An 18752-nucleotide genomic window follows, 5' to 3' on the forward strand; every position below is an offset into this window, starting at 1 on the left:
CGCCCATCCGCTCGTCGGCGATGTGCCCCTCGGCGTCGATGGAGAACGAGTACCGCCCGAGCGCATCGCCGATGGGCCGCGACTCGATCCGGGACAGGTTCACCCCGCGCGCGGCGAACTGCTCGAGCATGTCCAGCAGGGCGCCCGCCTCGTTGCTGGGCAGGTGCACGTCCAGGGTCGTCTTGTCCGCGCCGGTGGGGGCGGGCACCTCGCCCGGGCGGCCGACGAGCACGAACCGGGTGACGGCCCTGTCGTTGTCCTCGACGTGCTCGGCGAGGACGTGCAGCCCGTAGTGCGCGACAGCGGGAGGCGGCACCAGCGCGGCGTCGAACGCGAGCTCCGGGCCACCGCCCTGGGCGACCTGCTCGGCGAGGAGCGCCGCGGGGGCGGTGTTGGACGTGGCAGGCACATGCGCGACACCGGGCAGGTGCGCGGCGAGCCAGCGCCGGCACTGCACCCACGCGTGCGGGTGCGCGGAGATGCGGTGGACGTCCTCGAGCCGGACCCCGGGCGCGGCGACGAGCGTGAACCCGACGGGCACGAGCATCTCGCGCAGCAGCACCAGCGGCTCGCCCACGGCCAGCGCGTCGAGGGTCGCGGTGACGCCACCCTCGGCGGTGCTCTCGATCGCGACCACGGCGAAGTCGGCCAGGTCGGAGCGCACGGCCTCGATCGCGGAGACCACATCCGTCTGCGGCAGGTACTGGGACTCGTCCGGGGAGGCCACCTGGCGCAGGGCGGCCTCGGTGAACGTCCCGGCGGGGCCGAGGTACGCGTAGCGCGGGACGGACATGGACGTCCTCCGGTCGGTGCTCAGGCCGTGGGCTGACGCGGACGGCGGATTGGGAGCGGCTGGTGAGGGGCTCGTGCGGATACCGTGCGCCGCCCGCGCCCAGCAGGGCGTCCGGGTCTGGAGCACGACTGGACGAGCCTAGTGCGACCGTAGGCTGGCCCGGTGCCGACGCCTCCCCGCGCCCTGACCCCCCGCCACGCCCTCGCCACCGCGATGGCGGCCGTGGTGGGCGCGCTCGTGCTGCTGCTCGGGCTCGCCGGCCCGGCCGCCGCCGCCATCCCGGCGTCGACCCCCGCATCGTCCCCCACCGCCAAGTCCAGCGCGTCCAACCCCGCCGCCGTGGAGGCGAGCCACGCGCCTGTGGTGCTCATCGGTACCACGGGCCTGCGCTGGGACGACATCGGCACGCTCACCACCCCCGCGCTGTGGACGATGTCCCGCGAGGGCGCCGTGGGCAGCATCGCGGCCCGCAGTGTCCACTCCTCGAACTGCCCCGCGGACGGGTGGCTGGCCGTGTCGGCGGGCGCCCGCGCCGCGGACCTGGTCGCCGAGGATCGCACCTGCCGCACCCTGCGCGACCCGCTGCCCGACCAGGCGGTGCCGGCCTGGGACGACTACCTGCAGTCGGCGGCCGAGGAGGACTACGCGTCGAGGCCCGGCCTGCTCGGCGACACCCTCGCGGCGACCGGCACCGCGGCCGTCGGCATCGGGCCCGGCGCGGCGATCGCCCTGGCGGGGACGGACGGCGTGCCCGTCGGGCAGCACCTCAACCGCCCGTGGACCACGTCCGCGCTGCAGACTGCGGTGCGCGACGCGCTGGACGGTGGCGCACAACTCGTGGTCGTCGATGTGGGCTCCATCCGCGACCCGGGCCAGAGCACCTCGGACCGGGTGGTGGCGCTGCCCACCGACGAGGCGTCCGAGGACGACGTCGAGACCCCCGAGCTGGTCGGCCCCGACGCCGTGACCGAGCCGACGCACGGCGAGCAGGCGCAGATCATCGACGCGCGCGTGGGCGCCGTGCTGGCTGGTGTCTCGGACACACGCGTCGACACGACGGTGCTGGTGACGTCGCTGGCCGACTCGTCCCGGCGGGCGCAGCTCCAACTCGCCGCCGCGAGCGGCCCGCAGGCCACCGGCGACGGCGACTACGCGGACGCGCTGCTGGCGGCGCGCTCCACCCGTCAGCCCGGCTACCTGCAGACCACCGACGTGACCCCCACGATCCTCACGGCGCTGGGCCTGCGCGGCGACGTGCCGGCGGGCGCGCTGGTCGGCACCACGATCACCACGACCCCCGGCCCGGCGCTGGCCAGCAAGCGCGTGGCACAGCTCGTCGACGACAACGACCACGTGCTCGCCGTCACGCCGCTGGTCTCGTCGTTCTACGTGATCTTCGTGGCGATCAACCTGATCCTGTACGCGCTGGTGACCGTCGGCCTCAACGGCCGGGTGCTCGACTGGTGGGGCCGCACGCTCGACCGCTGGGCGCCCCGCAAGGGCCGCCGCGCGCTGGCCGCCAGCACCGACCCGGTGCTCGTCCTCAAGCAGCTCCGCGTCGCCGGCGTGGCCGTGGCCGCGATCCCGGTCTCGACGTTCCTGGCGAACCTGAGCCCGTGGTGGCGGGTGGACCCGCCCTCGTACGCGCTCACGGCGCTGATCGTCACGTGGGTGGGCGTCATCACGGCCATCGCGCTGCTGCCGCGCTGGCGGAACTGGCTGCTGGGCCCCTTGGGCGTCGTCGCGGCGATCACGGCAGTGGTCATCGCCATCGACATCGCCACCGGCGCGAACCTGCAGCTCGAGTCCCTGATGGGCACCCGCTCGCTCATCGCGGGCCGCTTCTACGGGTTCAACAACACGGCGTTCGCGCTGTTCGCCACCGCGGCCGTGCTGCTCGCGGTCGCCGTGACCAACCCGCTGGTCGCCCGCGGCCGACGGGGCGCCGCCGTGGGGGTCGTGGTGGCCATCGGGGTCGCCGCGACGCTGCTGGACGGCCTGCCGAGCATCGGCGCGGACTTCGGCGGCCCGCCCGCCCTGGTGCCCGGCTTCGCGGTGCTGGCGCTCCTCGCCGCGGGCATCCGCCTCAACTGGTGGCGCGCGCTCAGCGTGCTGGCCGCCGGCGCGGTGACGGTCACGGTGTTCGCGGTCATCGACTGGCTGCGCCCGGCCGACTCCCGCACCCACCTGGGCCGCTTCGTCGAGACGGTGCTCGATGGCGGCCTGTGGCCCGTGGTGGCCCGCAAGCTCAAGCAGAACGTGGACATCCTGTTCAGCAACGAACTGACGCTGCTCGCCATCGGCGGCCTGGTCGTGGTGATCCTGGTGCTGGGCCGCCCGCTGCGCACCGCCGTGGGGGCTCCCGACGGCGGCGCCTACGGGTGGCTGTCCTCAGGCGCCCCGCTCACCCGGCTGGGCACGGACGCCCCGATGCTGCAGTCCGGGCTGGTGGCGCTGACAGTCACGCTGGGCATCGGCTTCGCGGTGAACGACTCGGGGGTGGTCATCCCCGCCATCGGCATCGCGATCACCGTGCCGCTGCTCATCGCGGCATGCGCGAACTGGCTGCTGCTGCTGCGACAGCGGCACCCGGCCGGCGCGCAGGCGCCGTCCGGGCAGGAGGGCGTCAGCCCTTCGGGTCCCGCGCCGGAGTGACGGTGGACCGCAGCGCCCCCGCGGCGCGGCGGACGCGGCGCGCGTTGACGGCGAGCTGCACGTCCCGGTACTGCGCCGCGCGGTGGAGCTGGCCCTTGAGGTCCGCGCCGGACGGCCGGTGCCGCAGATCGCACGGGACCTCCACGGCCACGAAGCCCTGACGCAGCAGGTCGATGGTCATGCCGGTCTCGACGCCCCAACCCCGGGCGAGCGGGGTGGCGGCCTCGAAGGCCTCACGGGTGAGGCAGCGCATGCCCGACAGCGGCTGGGTGGGCGTCCAGCCGGTCATCGCCGCGATGGCGCGGCGCGCGGCGCCCACGACGATGCCGCGTCCACCCGCGCCGGGCTGCGGCGGCAGCAGGGCGATGGACAGGTCGGCGGTGCCCTCGAGCACCGGCGGGACGAGGGGCGCGGTGTTGACTGCCGTCTCCCCCAGGTCCCCGTCGATGAACAGCAGCAGGCGCGGCAGGCGGTCCGGGGCGTCACGCATCGCGACGACGGCGGCGCCCGTCTCCATCGCGGCGGCCTTGCCACGGTTATGCGAGTGGCGCACCACCACGGCGCCGGCCTCACGGGCCACATGTTGGGTGTTGTCCTCGGAGCCGTCGTCGACGACCAGCACGAGGTCGACGTGCGGGATGGCCCGGGCGGAGCGGACGGTGGCGGCGATGCGCCGGGACTCGTCCTTCGCGGGGATCACCACGGCGACGCGCTGACGCGACCGGGCGCCGGGCACCTTCTTGGTGGGGCTGGTGAGCGGCTCGCTGGACGAGACCGCGCGGCGTGAGCCCCGTCGGCGCGACGTCTTGGGCGGCGTCTCCTCGCCCGACGACACGTCGTCGGGGGCGATGTCGTCCGCCTCCTGGGGCTCGGGCGTGGCGTCCACCCGCGCGACCTGCGCGTTCGTCTCGACTTCGGCAGCCTTGCCGCCCTGGCGCATCACGAAGGCCAGCCTACCCAGCCTGCGGGGTCCTCGCCGTCAACGCGGTGGGGACCCCGCAGTGCGGAGGGGGTCAGCGCAGCGTGACCTGACGGGCCACGAGGCCGGCGCGGGCCCGGCGGGCGTTCGCGTCGAGCGGCGTCTCATCCGCCAGGGCGGCCTCGAAACGGGGCAGGAACTCGGTGACGGCGCCCTCAATGTCCTCGGCCTCGGTGCCGCGGGCCAGCTCCCACACCGGCACCACGATGCCGCTGGAGCGGAAGTACCCGACGAACTTGGCGCCGTCGAAGCCCGACTCGCGCTTCGAGTGCAGCCGCGCGAGGGCGTCGAGGACCTTCTGCTCGTCATGCGGCTGCGCCCAGCGCAGGAACTCGCGCGAGCCCATGCGGCACCAGTACGCGGACTCCACGGAGCCCAGCTTGACGGTGGGGATGATGCCCGAGTCGGCCTCCTCGATGGCGGCGGCCAGGTCGGCGGTGCGCTCGGTGCCGGGCGCGAGCCAGTAGCCGAAGCTCTCCTCGACCGTCACCTCGAACGGGATGCTGAGGTCCAGCACGTCCTGCAGGCGCGGGCCGGGGCCGGGCAGGCCCTCGGGCTCCACGGCGGTGCCGGGCTCGACGTCCAGCGCGGCGAGCAGCACGGCCGCGAGGTCGCGGCTCGCGTCGCCGGAGCCGCCCTGCGACTGGAGGGCGAGCAGCACCACGCCGTCGTCGCGGTGCAGCGCCGGCCAGCCCATCGGCAGCACAGTGGTGAGGAGCACCTCGCGCGAGCCGTACTCGGCGGTGGTGCGGGCGGGAGCGGTCGCGGCGGGCACGACCTCCTTGAGGGCGACCCAGTCGGGCTCACCGGGGAGCCCCTCGAAGGGGCGCAGGACGAAATCGACTGAACCAGTGGCCATGGGCGACGAGATTACCCGCTGTGCCGATGTGACCCTCGCCTGAGCGGGTGACCTGCGGCGTTGTCGGTGGCAGGATCGCTGCATGGACCCGCGCGCCGGAACCCTCGCCCAGCCTGCCGACCTCATCGACGTGGACGCGCTCGTCAGCGCGTACTACGAGCGGAGCCCCGATCTGGACGATCCCGCCCAGCAGGTGGTGTTCGGCACCAGCGGGCACCGCGGCTCCGCGTTCGACGGCGCGTTCAACGAGTCGCACATCATCGCCACGACGGCCGCGATCGTCGAGTACCGGCGCGGCCAGGGCACCGACGGCCCCCTGTTCATCGGCCGGGACACGCATGCGCTGTCGCTGCCCGCCTGGCAGACGGCCGTGGAGGTGCTCGCGGCTGCCGGTGTGGAGCTGTTCGTCGACGCGCGCGACTCGTACACGCCGACGCCCGCGGTGTCCCACGCGATCCTGCTGCACAACGGCGCGACCAGCCTCGACGGCGTGCGGGTCGAGGGCCCGGGCCTAGCCGACGGCATCGTCGTGACCCCATCGCACAACCCGCCGCGCGATGGCGGCTTCAAGTACAACCCGCCCACCGGCGGCCCGGCGGGGTCGGATGCCACCGCGTGGATCGCCGCCCGGGCCAACGAGCTGCTGCGCTCGGGCGTCGGCCAGGTGCGGCGGCTGTCGCTCGCGGCGGCCCTCGCCGCCGAGACCACCCACAAGCACGACTTCCTCGAGGCCTACGTCGACGACCTCGCCAACGTGATCGACCTCGACGCGATCCGTGACGCCGGGGTGCGGATCGGCGCGGACCCGCTCGGCGGGGCGTCCGTCGAGTACTGGGGCGCCATCGGCGAGCGGTACGGGCTGGACCTGACCGTCGTGAACCCGACGGTGGACCCGCGGTGGGCGTTCATGACGCTCGACTGGGACGGCAAGATCCGGATGGACTGCTCCTCGCCGTCCGCGATGGCGTCCCTGGTGCGCACGATGGCCGACGGGGCGCCCTATGACATCGCCACCGGCAACGACGCGGACTCCGATCGGCACGGCATCGTGACGCCCGACGCGGGCCTGATGAACCCGAACCACTACCTCGCGGTGGCCATCGAGTACCTCTACTCCGGCGCGCGCCCCGCGTGGCCCGGCGACACCGCCATCGGCAAGACCCTCGTGTCGTCCTCGCTGATCGACCGGGTCGCGGCCGGGCTCGGGCGCCAGCTGCTCGAGGTGCCCGTCGGGTTCAAGTGGTTCGTGCCCGGACTGCTCGACGGGTCCGTCGGCTTCGGCGGCGAGGAGTCCGCCGGCGCCTCGTTCCTGCGCCGCGACGGCCGCGTGTGGACCACCGACAAGGACGGGCTGATCCTGGCGCTGCTGGCCTCCGAGATGCTCGCCACCACCGGACGCTCCCCCTCCCAGCACCACGCCGACCTGGTGCAGCGCTACGGCGAGTCCTGGTACGCCCGGGTGGACGCCCCGGCGACCCTCGAGCAGAAGGCTCGGCTCGCGAAGCTGTCGCCCGAGCAGGTCACCGCCACGACCCTCGCCGGCCAGGAGATCACCGCCAAGCTGACCACTGCCCCCGGCAACGGGGCGGCCATCGGCGGGCTCAAGGTCACCACCGAGGACGCGTGGTTCGCGGCCCGCCCCTCCGGCACCGAGAACGTGTACAAGATCTACGCCGAGTCCTTCATCAGCCCCGAGCACCTGGTGGAGGTGCAGGAGCAGGCGCGGTCCGTGGTGAACGACGCGCTCGCCTGATCCAGGCCCTGGTCCGGGCCCCCGGACGCCGCACATCGGGCATACCCCGCACCCGATAACTGAGTGCGGGGGCACCGCCGTGCGATGAGAGAATCAGCGGGTGTTCAGCCCGTACCGCACGATCCTCGCGCGGCCCGGCGCACTGGCCTTCTCCGCCTCAGGCGTGATCGCACGCCTGCCCATGTCCATGGCGGGCATCGGGATCGTCCTCATGGTCGAGGCGCTGTACCACTCGTACGGCCTGGCCGGTCGCGTGTCCGCGGTCTACGTCCTCGCCCAGGCGATCTGCTCCCCGCAGCTCGCCCGCCTCGTCGACCGCCACGGCCAGGCCCGCGTCATGCGACCCGCCATCACCGTCGCCTCGCTCGGCCTAATCGGCATCGTCACGGCCGCGATGTCCCACGCCCCCACCCCGTGGCTGTACGCGACGGCGGCCCTCACCGGCGCCACGATCGGCTCCTTTGGCGCCCTGGTGCGTGCCCGCTGGTCGAACATGCTCACGTCCTCCCGGGACGTGCACACGGCGTACTCGCTGGAGTCGGCGCTCGACGAGCTCGTCTTCGTGGTGGGTCCCGTGCTCGCGACGATCCTCGCGGCCAACGTGTCCCCCGCCGCCGGCCTGCTGGTCGCGGTGCTCGGGATGATCTGCGGCGGATTCTGGTTCCTCAGCCAGCGGGCCACCCAGCCGGCGCCCACGGTGCGGGAGGTGGACGCGCCCCGGCAGGGGTCGGTGCTCCGCTCCGGCGGCATGGTCGTCCTGGCGATCGTGTTCGTCGCCATCGGCGCGATCTTCGGCGGCACCGACGTCGCGACGGTGGCCTTCGCCGACGAGCATGGGCGCCCGGACCTCGCGGGTGTCGTGCTCGCCGTGTTCGCCCTCGGCTCGCTGATCTCCGGGCTGCTCTACGGCCTGCGGCACTGGGTCATGGCGCTGTGGAAGCGGTTCGTCATCGGCACCCTCGTGCTGGCCGTCGGCGCCTCGCTGTTCGTGCTGGTCCAGTCGATGGCCATGCTCGCCGTCGTGATGTTCGTCGCCGGGTTCGCGATCTCCCCCACGATCATCAACGGCAACGGCCTGGTGCAGCACTTCGTGGCCCGGGAGCGCCTCACCGAGGGGCTGACCTGGGTCGGCACCGCGCTCGGTGTGGGCGTCTCCGTCGGCGCCTCCGTGGCGGGCATGGCCATCGACGCCCGCGGCTCGCACGGCGGGTTCGCCGTGGTGGTCGGGGCTGCGGGGCTCGCGGTGCTCGCGGCCGCCGGGTCGACGCGCGTGCTGCGCAAGGGCACCGCGGACGTCCTGGCGCATGAGGTCGCGGATGCCGAGGTCGAGCCCGAGCCGGTGAGCCCCACTGCCGGCGCCGCCATCACCGCTGCCGAGATCGCCGCGGCGGAGCACTCGGCCAACGCGGCAGATGGCGCGGCCGAACCGCCGGAGCAGGGCCACCCCGGGCGCTAGCCTTCCGGCGTGCTCGACCACGCCCCGGCCCCGCTCGACCCCGCCACGCTGCACGCCCTCGGGACGGTGCTGGCCCCACTCGGGCCGCTCGACCGCGCCGAGCTCCTCACCGGCGGGATGTTCGCCATCACATACCGGGCGACCCTCGCCAACGGCACGCGCGTCGTCGTCAAGACGGCCCCCACCGCCACGGACCGGCTCCTGCGCTACGAGCAGGACCTGCTGCGCACCGAGGCGCTGGTGTACGGCCTCGCAGCCGGCCGGCCGGACCTGCTCATGCCGCGCGTCCTGCTGACCGATCTCAGCCGCAGCGTGCTGCCCAGCGACGTGCTGGTGGTCACGCATCTCGACGGCACGCCGCTGGCCGATCTGGGCGAGGTCGACGCGATGACGAGCCGCCGTGTGGAGCAGGACCTCGGCGCGTTCATGGCCCGCCTGCACACCGTGCGCGGCTCGCGGTTCGGCTACCCGAACGAGGCGACCGGACTGCACGCCGCCACCTGGCCCGAGGCGTTCGGGGCCATGGCGGGCGCGCTGCTCGACGACGCCGCCGCATGGGGCGCCGAGATCCCCGCCGATCGGGTGCGCGCGGCGTTGGCCCGGCACGCCGCGGCACTGGCCGAGGTGCGCTCCCCGGCGCTCGTCCACACCGACCTGTGGCCCGGGAACCTGTTCGTCGAGCCGACGACGGGCGCCCTCGTCGGGGTCATCGACACCGAGCGCGCCGTGTGGGGCGACCCGCTGCTGGAGCTCGCGGGCGCCGACCAGATGGGACTGGGGCCCGTCCCGGAGGCGCTGCTCGAGGGCTACTCCTCCGCCGGGGGCTCGCTCGCGCTGGGCACGCTGTCCGGGGAGGCCCGCCTGTGGCTCTACCGGATGTACATGAGCCTGGTGCTGACCGTCGAGATCGGCCCGCGCGGGTACACCGGCGACTGGCTCGGGGGGCACCGCGCGAAGGCCTGGGCGAACCTGCACGCGGCGCTGGACGCGCTGGGCTGACGGCGGCGGTGTGCTCGACGTCGCACGTCGGCCCGGGTGCGGCCCGCAGATTGCCGGACCACGATGAGAGCGGCCAGCACCCCGGCCAGCACCCCCGTGGAGGTCCCTCATGGCACACCAGAACGTCGCCGAACAACTCGTCGCCCAGATCATCGCCGCCGGGGCGCGGCATGTGTACGGCATCGTCGGCGACAGCCTCAACCCCATCGTCGACGCGATCCGCCGCGCGGCGAAGGACGGCGCCGACATCGCCTGGGTGCAGGTGCGGCATGAGGAGTCGGCGGCATTCGCGGCTGCGGCGGAGGCCGAGCTGACGGGACGCCTGGCGGTATGCGCGGGATCGTGCGGGCCGGGCAACCTGCACCTGATCAACGGCCTGTATGACGCGAACCGCTCACGGGTGCCCGTGCTCGCGATCGCCTCGCACATCCCCAGCCCGCAGATCGGCACCGGCTTCTTCCAGGAGACCCACCCGGACCGGCTGTTCACCGAGTGCTCGGTGTTCTCCGAGATGATCTCGACGGCCGCCCAGGCGCCCCGGGTGATCCGCTCGGCGATCCACCACGCGTACGGCGCCCCGGGCGTCGCGGTGCTGACGCTGCCCGGCGACGTCGCCGAGCTCGAGGCGCCCGCGATCGTCCCCGACGTGCTGACTCCCCCGGAGCCGCCGCGCGTGGTGCCGCATGAGGACGCGCTCGAACGCCTCGCGGCGGTGATCGACGACGCCAAGAAGGTGACGATCTTCGCGGGCGCGGGGGTCCGGGGCGCGCATGACGAGGTGGTCGCCCTCGCCGAGCGGCTGCACGCGCCCATCGGGCACACGCTGCGCGGCAAGGAGTGGATCCAGTACGACAACCCGTTCGACGTGGGCATGACGGGGCTGCTGGGCTACGGCGCGTGCCAGGCGGCGCTCGACGGCGCCGATCTGGTCCTCATGCTCGGCACGGACTTCCCCTACGACCAGTTCCTGCCCGCCGACGTGGTCACCGCGCAGGTGGACATCGAGCCCACCCGGCTGGGGCGGCGCACCCGCAAGGACGTGGCGGTGGTGGGTGATGTCGGGGAGACCGTCCGGGCGCTGCTGCCCCGCGTGCAGCGCAAGCGCTCGCACCGGTTCCTCGATCAGATGCTGCGCAAGCACGAGCGGGCGATGACCGGCGTGGTCGGCGCGTACACCAAGGATGTGGAGCACCACACACCGATCCATCCCGAGTTCGCGGCGGTGCTGCTCGACGAGGAGGCCCCCGAGGACGCGGTGTTCACCGTGGACACGGGCATGTGCAACGTGTGGGCCGCGCGCTACCTCACGCCCAGCCCTCAACGCCGGGTCATCGGCTCGTTCCTGCACGGCTCGATGGCCAACGCCGTGCCGCATGCCATCGGCGCCGCGCATGCCGACCGGGACCAGGGCCGGCCCGCCCGCCCGGTCATCGCGCTCGCCGGGGACGGCGGACTGTCGATGCTGCTGGGCGAGCTCATCACGCTGGTGCAATACCACCTGCCGGTGAAGGTCGTGCTGTTCGACAACGCGACGCTGGGCATGGTGCGCCTCGAGATGCTGGTGGACGGCCTGCCGTCGTTCGGCACCGACTCCCCGGCCGTCGACTACGCGGGCGTCGCCCGGTCGTTGGGCATCCACGCCGAGCGCGTCGAGGACCCCGGCCGCGTCCGCGACGCGCTGCGTGAGGCGCTCGCGCACGACGGGCCCGCGCTCGTCGACCTGGTCACCGACCCGCACGCGCTGTCCCTGCCGCCGAAGATCACGCGCCAGCAGGTCGCCGGGTTCACCGCGGCCATGAGCAAGGAGATCCTGGGCGGCGGGATGGGCGAGGTCATGGCGATGGCCCGCTCGAATCTGCGCAACGTGCCGCGCCCCTGACCGCCGCCTGGGGCTCGGCGCGATCACGGCTCGGTACGATCGCTGCCGTGGGCGGCGAGCCCCGGGCCGCTGACGCGGACCGCACCGAGGAGAGCTTGAGGGTCGATGTCGGACGTGCAGCACGTGGTGGTCATGGGAGTCTCGGGCTCCGGGAAGACCACCGTCGCCCAGCTCGTCGCGGAGCGCCTGCACCGGCAGTTCCTGGAGGCCGACGACCAGCACCCCGCGGCCAACGTGGCCAAGATGGCGGCGGGCGAGCCGCTCACCGACCAGGACCGCGCCCCCTGGCTCGCGACCCTGCGTGACTGGCTGGCCGAGCAGACCCGTGCGGGCCGCCCCAGCGTGCTCACCTGCTCGGCGCTCAAGGTCGCCTACCGCGACGTGCTCCGCGCCGGCGGGCCCGTGCTGTTCGTCCACCTGGACGTGACGCCCGACGTGCTGGCCCAGCGGATGGGCCAGCGCGTCGGCCACTTCATGCCACCCGCGCTGCTGGGCTCCCAGCTCGCCGCGCTCGAGCCCTTGCTGCCCACCGAGCCCGGGTTCACGCTCGACGCCACGGGCACGGCGCAGTCGCTGGCCGCCCAGATCGCCGACCGGGTGCGCGCGCTGTCCGACACGACGATGTGACCCCGACGACGTGGCCTGCGGGCTACGTGGCCGGCGGCGCCAGGATCTGGGACCCGACGAGAACGGGCGTGCACATCCGTGCGCTGAGCACGACCGCGGCCGGGATCTCCCACAGCGGATCCCAGTGCGCTGTGAACCGCAGCGCGTCGCCGCCGTGCACAGTCGGAGGGACGAAGAAGATCAGCGCACCCGACCCACGCGCGGCCGGCCAGTACTGCTGGACCCGGCCACGGGCGACGACCGCACGCTTCTCGTAGGCGGTCACCGGCCCGGCGCGGTGGGCTTCTTCAAGGTCGCGGAGGTCCTGCTCGCGCAGCTCACCGTCCAGGACGGCGTCGCTGAGCGCGTCCCCGCTGGCGTAGAACATCGCCGTCTGCGTGTGCGTCACGTCGAGCAGTGCCGCCGACGGGGTCGCGACCCCGAGGAGGTCGAGCACGGGGAACGCGGCGGGGATCGGGGTGTGGACCTGGCCGGGGAACGGCTCGAACTCCTGGCTCCGGAGCGCGGGGAGCCTCTTTCCCTCCCACCAGGTCCTGGCGGGGAACTCCATCTGGGTGGGGTCGTACGTCGGCCAGCTCACGAGTACATCCGATCGATGGTCCTGGCGAGCAGGACGGTGGTGTTCATGCGGGCGGAGGCCACGATCGCGTCGCGGACCGCGGTGGGCAGGTCGGTGGCGCTCAGGCTCACCAGCAGCCCGTCCACGTTCGACAGGCGGTACTCGCCTCTCACGGTCGGAGCGCAGACCAGGGCGTACTCGCCGGTCACGTCCGAGTGCGCGGGCCACAGGCGCAGCAGGCTGCCGCGGCGCGCGATCGCGCGCTTCTCACGGGTGAACAAGACCTCGCGGTCGATGCTGAACCAGTCGTGCTGCTCGCGGGTCATGTCGGAGGGGTTCACGTGGGCGTCGCTGAGCTCGTGCCTGATGTTGTAGAACCACGCGGTCGTCGCGTGCTCGAGGTCGAACAGGGGCGCGGTCCCCGCATCGGCCAGCGTCCCGGTCTCCCGGCGCGGGAACGGCACCGGGGTGGGGACAGCGTGCGACGGGGCGCGCCATGACGTGTCGTCGGTGAGGCCGGCCAGCCATGCGGGGTCGATGCGCGCGGGCACGTACTCGTCCGGGAGCACGTCGGTCACGGGAGGGGGCATGGGCTGGATCGTGCCACGTGCGGACCTTCTGAGGGCGAGGTTCGACCGCGAGCGCAGGATGACGCCCTGGCCGATCAGCCGCCTAGTCGGCTGGCGTGGGGGACGGCGCGTCCATGCCCGGCACCTGTCGGCGCCGCGGCGGCTGAGCCGGCTCGGTGGGCTCCAGTGGCTTCGTGGCCGGCCCCTCCAGCGGGGACCCGGTCGCGTCGAAGCGGGACCCGTGCAGCGGGCAGTCCCAGGACCGCTCCGCGTCGTTCCACGTGACGATGCCGCCCAGATGCGTGCACACCCCCGAGACCCGTCGGGTCACCCCGCCGACGGTGCACACCGCCTCCGGGTGCCGGAACCGGGCCCGCTCGATGCGTCCCTGCCCCTCCGGCGGGGTGGGCCGCTCCGCCACCGCCGGCCATGGGCGCAGCCAGTCCGAGGCCAGGCGGACGCCCACCTCCGCGTTCCACCGGGCGACGGTCCCCGCGCCCCTCACCAGCTCGCGTGGCCGCCACGGCCGCCAGTCGGCCGCCCAGCGCGGCGGGTGGTCGCCCAGCAGCTCGGCGGCCATCACCAGCGCGGCCGCCACCGCCGTCGTCATCCCCCACTTGTCGTACCCGCTCGCGAACAGCACCCGCCCGTTCGTCGGGACGAGCCGTCCCACCAACGGCAGACCGTCCGACGAGGCGTAGTCCTGCGCCGACCACGCGTGGGTCACCACCGCGCCCGGGAAATGCCGCTCCGTCCACCGGGTCAGCCGGCGCACATGCGCGCCCGTCGGGCCGCCGCGCCCCGTCACGTGACCCGCGCCGCCCACCAGCAGCATCGCGCCCGCATCCGCCGTCGACTCCCCCGCGGCGACCACCGGCGTGCTGCGCACCGAGCGGGTGTCGCCATCCGATGACAGGTACATCCCCGGCGGCAGGTCGCCCGGCGCCTGGCAGGCCAGCGCATACGAGCGGCGCGCCTGGAGCCGGCCGAAGAACCCCCCGCGATCGAGCACCGGGGCTCCCGTCGCGAGGACCACGGTGTCGGCGCGGGTGTCCCCCCGCGTCGTGCGCACCACATACGTCCCCGCAGGCTCCCGGTGCGCGCCCAGCACCCGGGCGCGGTCCACGATGCGACCGCCGCGCGCCACCACGTCCTCCGCGAGCGCCGCGAGCACGTCCATCGGGTCGAGCTGCGCCTGATCGGCCAACTCCACGGCGCCGACCACCGCCACCGGCAGCTCCAGCTCGTCCCGCCACTCCACGGGCAGGCCGAGCCGCTCGGCCACGCGCATCTCCTCGTCGACCCGGACCAGGCCGGGTCCCGTGGTCGCATACGTCACCGCGGGCCGCCGCTGATACGCGACACCATGCTCGTCGCAGTACCGCAGCAGCCAGTCCATGCCCTCCCGGCTGCCCTCGAGGTACGACTCCTGCACCGGCTCCGGGTGCCGGCGCGCCATCGAGGACAGCCGGGTCCCCTGCAACAGGCTCACCTTGGCCGTCGAACGCCCCGTGGTCCCCGCGCCCACCCAGCGCGACTCCACCACCACCACCGACCAGCCCGCCCGGGCCAGCAGCAGCGCAGTCGTCAGGCCGGTCAGGCCAGCGCCGACGACCACCACGTCATGCGGATCCGCCAGCTCGGCGGAAGGCCCCGCGCCGCCATCGGTGGCCAGGGCCCGCGCGTCAAGCCGGTCGAGCCACAGCGACGTGCGCGCGACCATGGTGGATCAGGGAGTGGACCGGTAGTCGGAGTCAGTGGTCCCGCCGAGGTCGGGCCCGCCGGAGGCGCCGGTCGTCGAGGAGCTGGGCGACGAGACGTCCGGCGAGGGGCTGGCCCACGGGTCGTCCGAGGATCCCGACGTGGCCTTGCTGCGCAGGTCGCTGACCTTCTCCTGCACCCGCGGGTCGTTCCACGAGTCCGTCAGCTTGGCCTTCACCTTGTCGAGCTTCTCGCGCCCCGCCGGGGTCCCGAGCAGGTACCCGAGTCCGGCTCCGAGGACGAATGCCGCCTTGCCCTTCATGTAAAGCCTCCACTCGCTCGTACTCCATCAGTGCGTGCTGACGAGCGTAGGCGGGGCAGGTGGCGACCGCCTCCCGACAGCACACGCTGGGTCGGCCAGGCATCTGGCGCCTCCGGACCCGATCAGTCGAGCGGAGCCAGCCCGTCATCGAACTTCCGCATCTGGCGGTAGACCTGCTGCCACGAGTGCCCGTTCGCAATCCAGGCCGGCGCTTGGAGGGCGGGGCACGCTCGAGGACCTGCCTCGTGCTGAGCAAGCGCAGCAGACCCGTCGCGTTGTGCTGCTCGAGCCATCGGCGCTCGCGCAATGCGCGGCGTCGACCGTCGCTCTCATCGATGAGCACGACCACAGACGTCCCCTGCTGCGCGAAGAGTGACGCGTGCGCCAGCACCAAGATCTCACCCAGTGATTCCGAGCTCCGGACTCGTGTCGCCGCGGGCATGCCGCTGATACGTGACACCGCCGATTCGAACGCTCGAGATGCCAAGTCGTCGTTCAGGACCTCCACCCGCCCGGAATCCCTGAGCTTCAGCCAGGTCGCTTGTGCACCGGTCCGCGCGAAACGGGGATCGCGGCACTTCCCAAGAATCTCCCGGTCGACCCTCTCCGCGGTCTTCAACCTCACGTTGCTCGTCGAGGCCAGTTGCACGAGGACGTTTTGCTGGCCGACCGCGAGGAAGTTCAGGCATGGGCCAGCGTCGAGCAGGATGCTCACGGGCCGCCTTCCGAATTCGTGTCAGGGAACAGCGGCGCGCTCGGATCCCATTCATCGTCATCGTCGTTCCATGCGTCCGCATCGTCGACGGGCACAGGTGGGCCAAGCTCAGATTCGAGGTCTGCCGGGGACTGGCCATACCAGTGAGCGAGCTCGGCCACGCTGAGAACGCCACGTCGGTAGCCCTCGACAGCGCGGCTCATCAGGCCCTGGGGAGCGCGGGGCGCCTGGGAGGTCACCGCGAGCGCCCTGTACTGATCAGCCCATCCGAATCGGGCGGCAAGCCTGGAGGCTGAATCCGATGACCACTCAGTGCACGTGTCCTGGCTGATCTTCCCCAGAGTGCGCAGCTGGATCGCCGCCATGGCTGGTGACACCTCGAAGCGCTGCACGAGATCAGACAGGTGCGCCTGCGTCAGCGGCCCGTCGAGCTTGGCGACGCGCCGCCGCACACCGTCAAGCGGGATGAGCAGATGACGAGCGAACGCGTCGGCGCGGATCTCCTCGGGGGTACGAGAGCCCGGCGTCAATGTGACCCCTGCGTCGAGGTCGCCTGCGAGCACGTGGCCCAGCTCGTGGGCGATGCTCGAACGCTGCCGCATCGGATGGGGAGTGGTGGCTACCGCGATGATGAGGAATCCCGTGGTCGGGTGGCACATCGTCAGGCCGTGCTCGTCCTGCCCGGCGTCCATGCTCATGACATCGATCCCGCAGGCGCGGTAGACCAGCTCGAACAGGTCATTGATCGGGGCATCGTCCAACTCGTAGTCGCGACGGACCCGGTCCGCGAGCGCTCGTGCTCGATCCTCGTTGCTACTCATGCCCGGGGGATGCCCTGGCCGGTCAGGTAGTCGTCGAGCTCGAGGCACGCGTAGAGCCGCTCGCGCATCTGCGTCATGGCGGAAGACGTGCCGTCCGTGCGCGCCGCGTAGCGAGCGTTCTCCCGCACGTGCGCGTACCCGGTGATCGCCGCCGCCCGCACCGCGAAAAGGTCGGCGAGGAGCACGAGCTCGTCACCCTTGAGGACGCGCTCGCCTGCCTCGATGCGTGAGTACGTCGGCTGGGACACCTCGATAGCGCGGGACGCCTCTTCCTGCGAGATACCCGCCTGCTCGCGGAGCTCACGTACACGCCGGCCGAGGGCCGTTGCGTCGATTTCCATGTGAATACTCCTCCTGTGTTCATTCAGTCTGTCAGAGGCGCCGTCTCGGCGACAAGACCCCTTGACGCATCACACAGAACCCGCGCAGCGGCGCCAGCATGTCGCGAACGCCGACCGCACCCTCGCTGCTGCGCGCTTCCACAGTTCCCCAGAGCCACGCCCGCGCCTGGCCGTCGTCGGCAAGGCTGCAGTCGCTGATGTGCGGCGACCATCCCTCCGACCTCAAGAGGCCCCAGGTGGCAGCAGGAACTCTGACTCGCGAACCGCTCCGTGACCGGGCCGCAGACCAAGCCCACCAAACCCGCTCTGAGCGCCGCGCCGCAAGGCTCGCCGCGCACCGCGCCCAGCAGGCCGCCGCCGCTGAGGCGGTGGCAGCGAAGGAGGGAGACAAGCGGGCCCGCGCCCTCCAAGCGGTCCTGCGACGCCGACGGCGCCACGCGCTGGTCATCCTGGCCGCCGCCGCCGCGCTCGCCGTCGTGGCCAGTTGGGGTGCTGCGCGGATGGCCGATGCCCATCCGTGGTCGCAGATGCGCTGGATGATCGGATTCGGTGGACGCGGCGGCTCTGACGTCGCCACGCAGCACATCGCCACCGCGGATGCCCGGTGGTTCGTGCTGGCAGTGCAATTGATCCCCGTCGCGCTAGCCGGGGTGTCCCTGCTGTTGTCGCTGCCCCACCGCGAGCGCGAGCGCACGCTCCACGCCGTGCCGATGTGGCTGGGGGCGGCATTGGCGCCTGCTCTCGCCATCTGCCTGCTCGGACGGTTCGCGACGCATGCGGCGGGGCCCGGGGTCAGCCCTCGGCGGTGAGCGGCAGGCGTCGGACGCTGCGGAATCGGCGCGGCTCGCCGTCGATGGGGTCGGTGAAGGCGAGCTCCCCGGCGAGCAGCTGCAACGGGTTGCTGAAGTCGTCCACCGGGATGTCTCGCACCACCGGGTACAACGGGTCGTTGACGATCGGAATGTCGAGCCCGTGCAGGTGCAGGCGGAGCTGGTGGGTGCGTCCCGTGCGGGGGGTCAGGCGGTAGACCCCGTGGCCGTCTGCCTCGGACTCCAGCTCGACGAGCGTCTCGGCGTTGACCGGCGCCCCGGGGACCACCTGCGCCTGCCACGCGCCGCGCTCCTTGTGGATGTGGTTGCGCACCACCACCGGGAACTCCAGGTCCGGGCGCAGGGGCGCCAGCGCCCAGTAGGCCTTGTCCACCGCGCGACGCTCGAACAGGCTCTGGTAGGGCCCGCGCCACTGGGGCTCGGTGGCGAGCATCAACAGCCCAGACGTGACGCGGTCCAGGCGATGCAGCGGCGACAGATCCGGCAGGCCCAACTCCGCGCGCATGCGCACGACCACGCTCTGCATCACATGCCGGCCGCGCGGGATCGAGGAGAGGAACGCGGGCTTGTCGACCACCACGAGCCGCTCGTCGCGGTGCACCACGTGGATCGGGGCGGTCACCTCGGGCTCGTCGCGCAGGTCGCGGTGGAACCACACGAACTGATGCGGGGCGAACGGGTCCTCCTCGCGCACCGCGCGCCCGCCCTCGTCGACGAAGCGCTGCTGCGCCAGCATCCCCGGCACGTCGACGTGCTCGGGCAGCTTGTGGCGCAGCCAGGCGCCCATCGTCGGCCACTCGTCCGGCCGCGAGCGGTCGCGGTCCGGGGTGCGCAGCCACGCGGCGCTCAGGCCATGGCGGGCCGGGAGCGGGGAGGGGGGAGGCACCTGGCGAT

At 73.0% G+C, this 18752-nt stretch carries 17 protein-coding genes; 7 read left to right on the forward strand and 10 right to left on the reverse strand.

Annotated features, from left to right (window positions below):
• Positions 1–793 (reverse strand): prephenate dehydratase (pheA, locus tag BN3788_RS05530; RefSeq protein WP_066582895.1); only part of this gene is annotated, 793 nt, incomplete at its 3' end.
• Between the two features lie 162 nt (positions 794–955).
• Here pheA and BN3788_RS05535 point away from each other — a divergent pair.
• Positions 956–3448, forward strand: a complete 2493-nt coding sequence (locus BN3788_RS05535) for a hypothetical protein (protein ID WP_066582896.1) — start codon at positions 956–958, stop codon at positions 3446–3448.
• On the opposite strand, the gene BN3788_RS05540 is transcribed toward BN3788_RS05535, so the two are convergent.
• Together BN3788_RS05540 and BN3788_RS05545 are read right to left on the reverse strand one after the other, a co-directional pair.
• Positions 3420–4388 carry a glycosyltransferase family 2 protein gene (locus BN3788_RS05540; protein WP_390619892.1) on the reverse strand — a complete coding sequence of 323 codons (969 nt, stop codon included), beginning with the start codon at positions 4386–4388 and terminating at the stop codon, positions 3420–3422. The two genes, BN3788_RS05535 and BN3788_RS05540, sit on opposite strands and share 29 nt — an antisense overlap.
• Before the next feature lie 73 nt (positions 4389–4461).
• Complete coding sequence (locus tag BN3788_RS05545; protein ID WP_066582898.1) at positions 4462–5286, reverse strand: DUF5926 family protein; 825 nt, start codon at positions 5284–5286, stop codon at positions 4462–4464.
• Positions 5287–5368: 82 nt separating this feature from the next.
• On the opposite strand from BN3788_RS05545, the gene pgm reads away from it, so the two are divergent.
• From pgm to BN3788_RS05570, 5 genes are all read left to right on the forward strand, one after another.
• Positions 5369–7039 (forward strand): phosphoglucomutase (alpha-D-glucose-1,6-bisphosphate-dependent), encoded by a 1671-nt coding sequence (pgm, locus tag BN3788_RS05550; RefSeq protein ID WP_066582900.1) that lies wholly within the window; start codon positions 5369–5371, stop codon positions 7037–7039.
• Positions 7040–7139: 100 nt separating this feature from the next.
• A complete protein-coding gene (locus tag BN3788_RS05555; protein WP_066582904.1) occupies positions 7140–8495 on the forward strand; it encodes an MFS transporter in 1356 nt (451 codons plus the stop codon).
• A gap of 9 nt (positions 8496–8504) precedes the next feature.
• Positions 8505–9494: a phosphotransferase family protein gene (locus tag BN3788_RS05560; RefSeq protein ID WP_066582906.1), complete on the forward strand. Its 990-nt coding sequence runs from the start codon at positions 8505–8507 to the stop codon at positions 9492–9494.
• A 109-nt stretch (positions 9495–9603) separates the two neighbouring features.
• Positions 9604–11373 carry a pyruvate dehydrogenase gene (locus BN3788_RS05565; RefSeq protein ID WP_066582908.1) on the forward strand — a complete coding sequence of 590 codons (1770 nt, stop codon included), beginning with the start codon at positions 9604–9606 and terminating at the stop codon, positions 11371–11373.
• A 105-nt stretch (positions 11374–11478) separates the two neighbouring features.
• Positions 11479–12000 carry a gluconokinase gene (locus tag BN3788_RS05570; RefSeq protein ID WP_066582909.1) on the forward strand — a complete coding sequence of 174 codons (522 nt, stop codon included), beginning with the start codon at positions 11479–11481 and terminating at the stop codon, positions 11998–12000.
• A 22-nt stretch (positions 12001–12022) separates the two neighbouring features.
• Here BN3788_RS05570 and BN3788_RS05575 read toward each other — a convergent pair whose 3' ends face one another.
• The 6 genes from BN3788_RS05575 to BN3788_RS05600 all read right to left on the reverse strand — a co-directional run bounded on the left by BN3788_RS05575 (position 12023) and on the right by BN3788_RS05600 (position 17028).
• Positions 12023–12580 carry a hypothetical protein gene (locus BN3788_RS05575; protein WP_066582911.1) on the reverse strand — a complete coding sequence of 186 codons (558 nt, stop codon included), beginning with the start codon at positions 12578–12580 and terminating at the stop codon, positions 12023–12025.
• On the reverse strand, positions 12577–13149 hold the full coding sequence (locus BN3788_RS05580; protein ID WP_147525060.1) for a hypothetical protein: 573 nt from the start codon (positions 13147–13149) through the stop codon (positions 12577–12579). Before BN3788_RS05580 ends, BN3788_RS05575 begins: the two co-directional genes overlap by 4 nt.
• Before the next feature lie 82 nt (positions 13150–13231).
• Positions 13232–14851: an FAD-dependent oxidoreductase gene (locus tag BN3788_RS05585; RefSeq protein WP_066582914.1), complete on the reverse strand. Its 1620-nt coding sequence runs from the start codon at positions 14849–14851 to the stop codon at positions 13232–13234.
• Positions 14852–14857: 6 nt separating this feature from the next.
• Positions 14858–15151: a hypothetical protein gene (locus BN3788_RS18935; protein WP_066582916.1), complete on the reverse strand. Its 294-nt coding sequence runs from the start codon at positions 15149–15151 to the stop codon at positions 14858–14860.
• Positions 15152–15862: 711 nt separating this feature from the next.
• Positions 15863–16687 carry an ImmA/IrrE family metallo-endopeptidase gene (locus BN3788_RS05595; RefSeq protein ID WP_066582919.1) on the reverse strand — a complete coding sequence of 275 codons (825 nt, stop codon included), beginning with the start codon at positions 16685–16687 and terminating at the stop codon, positions 15863–15865.
• Positions 16684–17028 (reverse strand): helix-turn-helix domain-containing protein, encoded by a 345-nt coding sequence (locus BN3788_RS05600; RefSeq protein ID WP_066582921.1) that lies wholly within the window; start codon positions 17026–17028, stop codon positions 16684–16686. The genes BN3788_RS05595 and BN3788_RS05600 overlap by 4 nt, the downstream gene beginning before the upstream one ends.
• Positions 17029–17396: 368 nt before the next feature.
• On the opposite strand from BN3788_RS05600, the gene BN3788_RS05605 reads away from it, so the two are divergent.
• A complete protein-coding gene (locus BN3788_RS05605; protein ID WP_066582923.1) occupies positions 17397–17837 on the forward strand; it encodes a hypothetical protein in 441 nt (146 codons plus the stop codon).
• Here BN3788_RS05605 and BN3788_RS05610 read toward each other — a convergent pair.
• Complete coding sequence (locus tag BN3788_RS05610; RefSeq protein ID WP_066582925.1) at positions 17821–18744, reverse strand: pseudouridine synthase; 924 nt, start codon at positions 18742–18744, stop codon at positions 17821–17823. The two genes, BN3788_RS05605 and BN3788_RS05610, sit on opposite strands and share 17 nt — an antisense overlap.
• Between the last annotated feature and the right edge of the window lie 8 nt (positions 18745–18752).

Source organism: Cellulomonas timonensis, from assembly GCF_900046455.1.
GTDB lineage: Bacteria > Actinomycetota > Actinomycetes > Actinomycetales > Cellulomonadaceae > Cellulomonas_A > Cellulomonas_A timonensis.

Excerpts from the sequence above, each read along its gene's own strand:
- BN3788_RS05585 (WP_066582914.1), bottom strand. The coding sequence starts at position 14,851 with ATGGTCGCGCGCACGTCGCTGTGGCTCGACCGGCTTGACGCGCGGGCC.
- BN3788_RS05565 (WP_066582908.1), top strand. The coding sequence starts at position 9,604 with ATGGCACACCAGAACGTCGCCGAACAACTCGTCGCCCAGATCATCGCC.
- BN3788_RS05595 (WP_066582919.1), bottom strand. The coding sequence starts at position 16,687 with ATGAGTAGCAACGAGGATCGAGCACGAGCGCTCGCGGACCGGGTCCGT.
- BN3788_RS05545 (WP_066582898.1), bottom strand. The coding sequence starts at position 5,286 with ATGGCCACTGGTTCAGTCGATTTCGTCCTGCGCCCCTTCGAGGGGCTC.
- BN3788_RS18935 (WP_066582916.1), bottom strand. The coding sequence starts at position 15,151 with ATGAAGGGCAAGGCGGCATTCGTCCTCGGAGCCGGACTCGGGTACCTG.
- pgm (WP_066582900.1), top strand. The coding sequence starts at position 5,369 with ATGGACCCGCGCGCCGGAACCCTCGCCCAGCCTGCCGACCTCATCGAC.
- BN3788_RS05570 (WP_066582909.1), top strand. The coding sequence starts at position 11,479 with ATGTCGGACGTGCAGCACGTGGTGGTCATGGGAGTCTCGGGCTCCGGG.
- BN3788_RS05540 (WP_390619892.1), bottom strand. The coding sequence starts at position 4,388 with ATGCGCCAGGGCGGCAAGGCTGCCGAAGTCGAGACGAACGCGCAGGTC.
- BN3788_RS05600 (WP_066582921.1), bottom strand. The coding sequence starts at position 17,028 with ATGGAAATCGACGCAACGGCCCTCGGCCGGCGTGTACGTGAGCTCCGC.
- BN3788_RS05580 (WP_147525060.1), bottom strand. The coding sequence starts at position 13,149 with ATGCCCCCTCCCGTGACCGACGTGCTCCCGGACGAGTACGTGCCCGCG.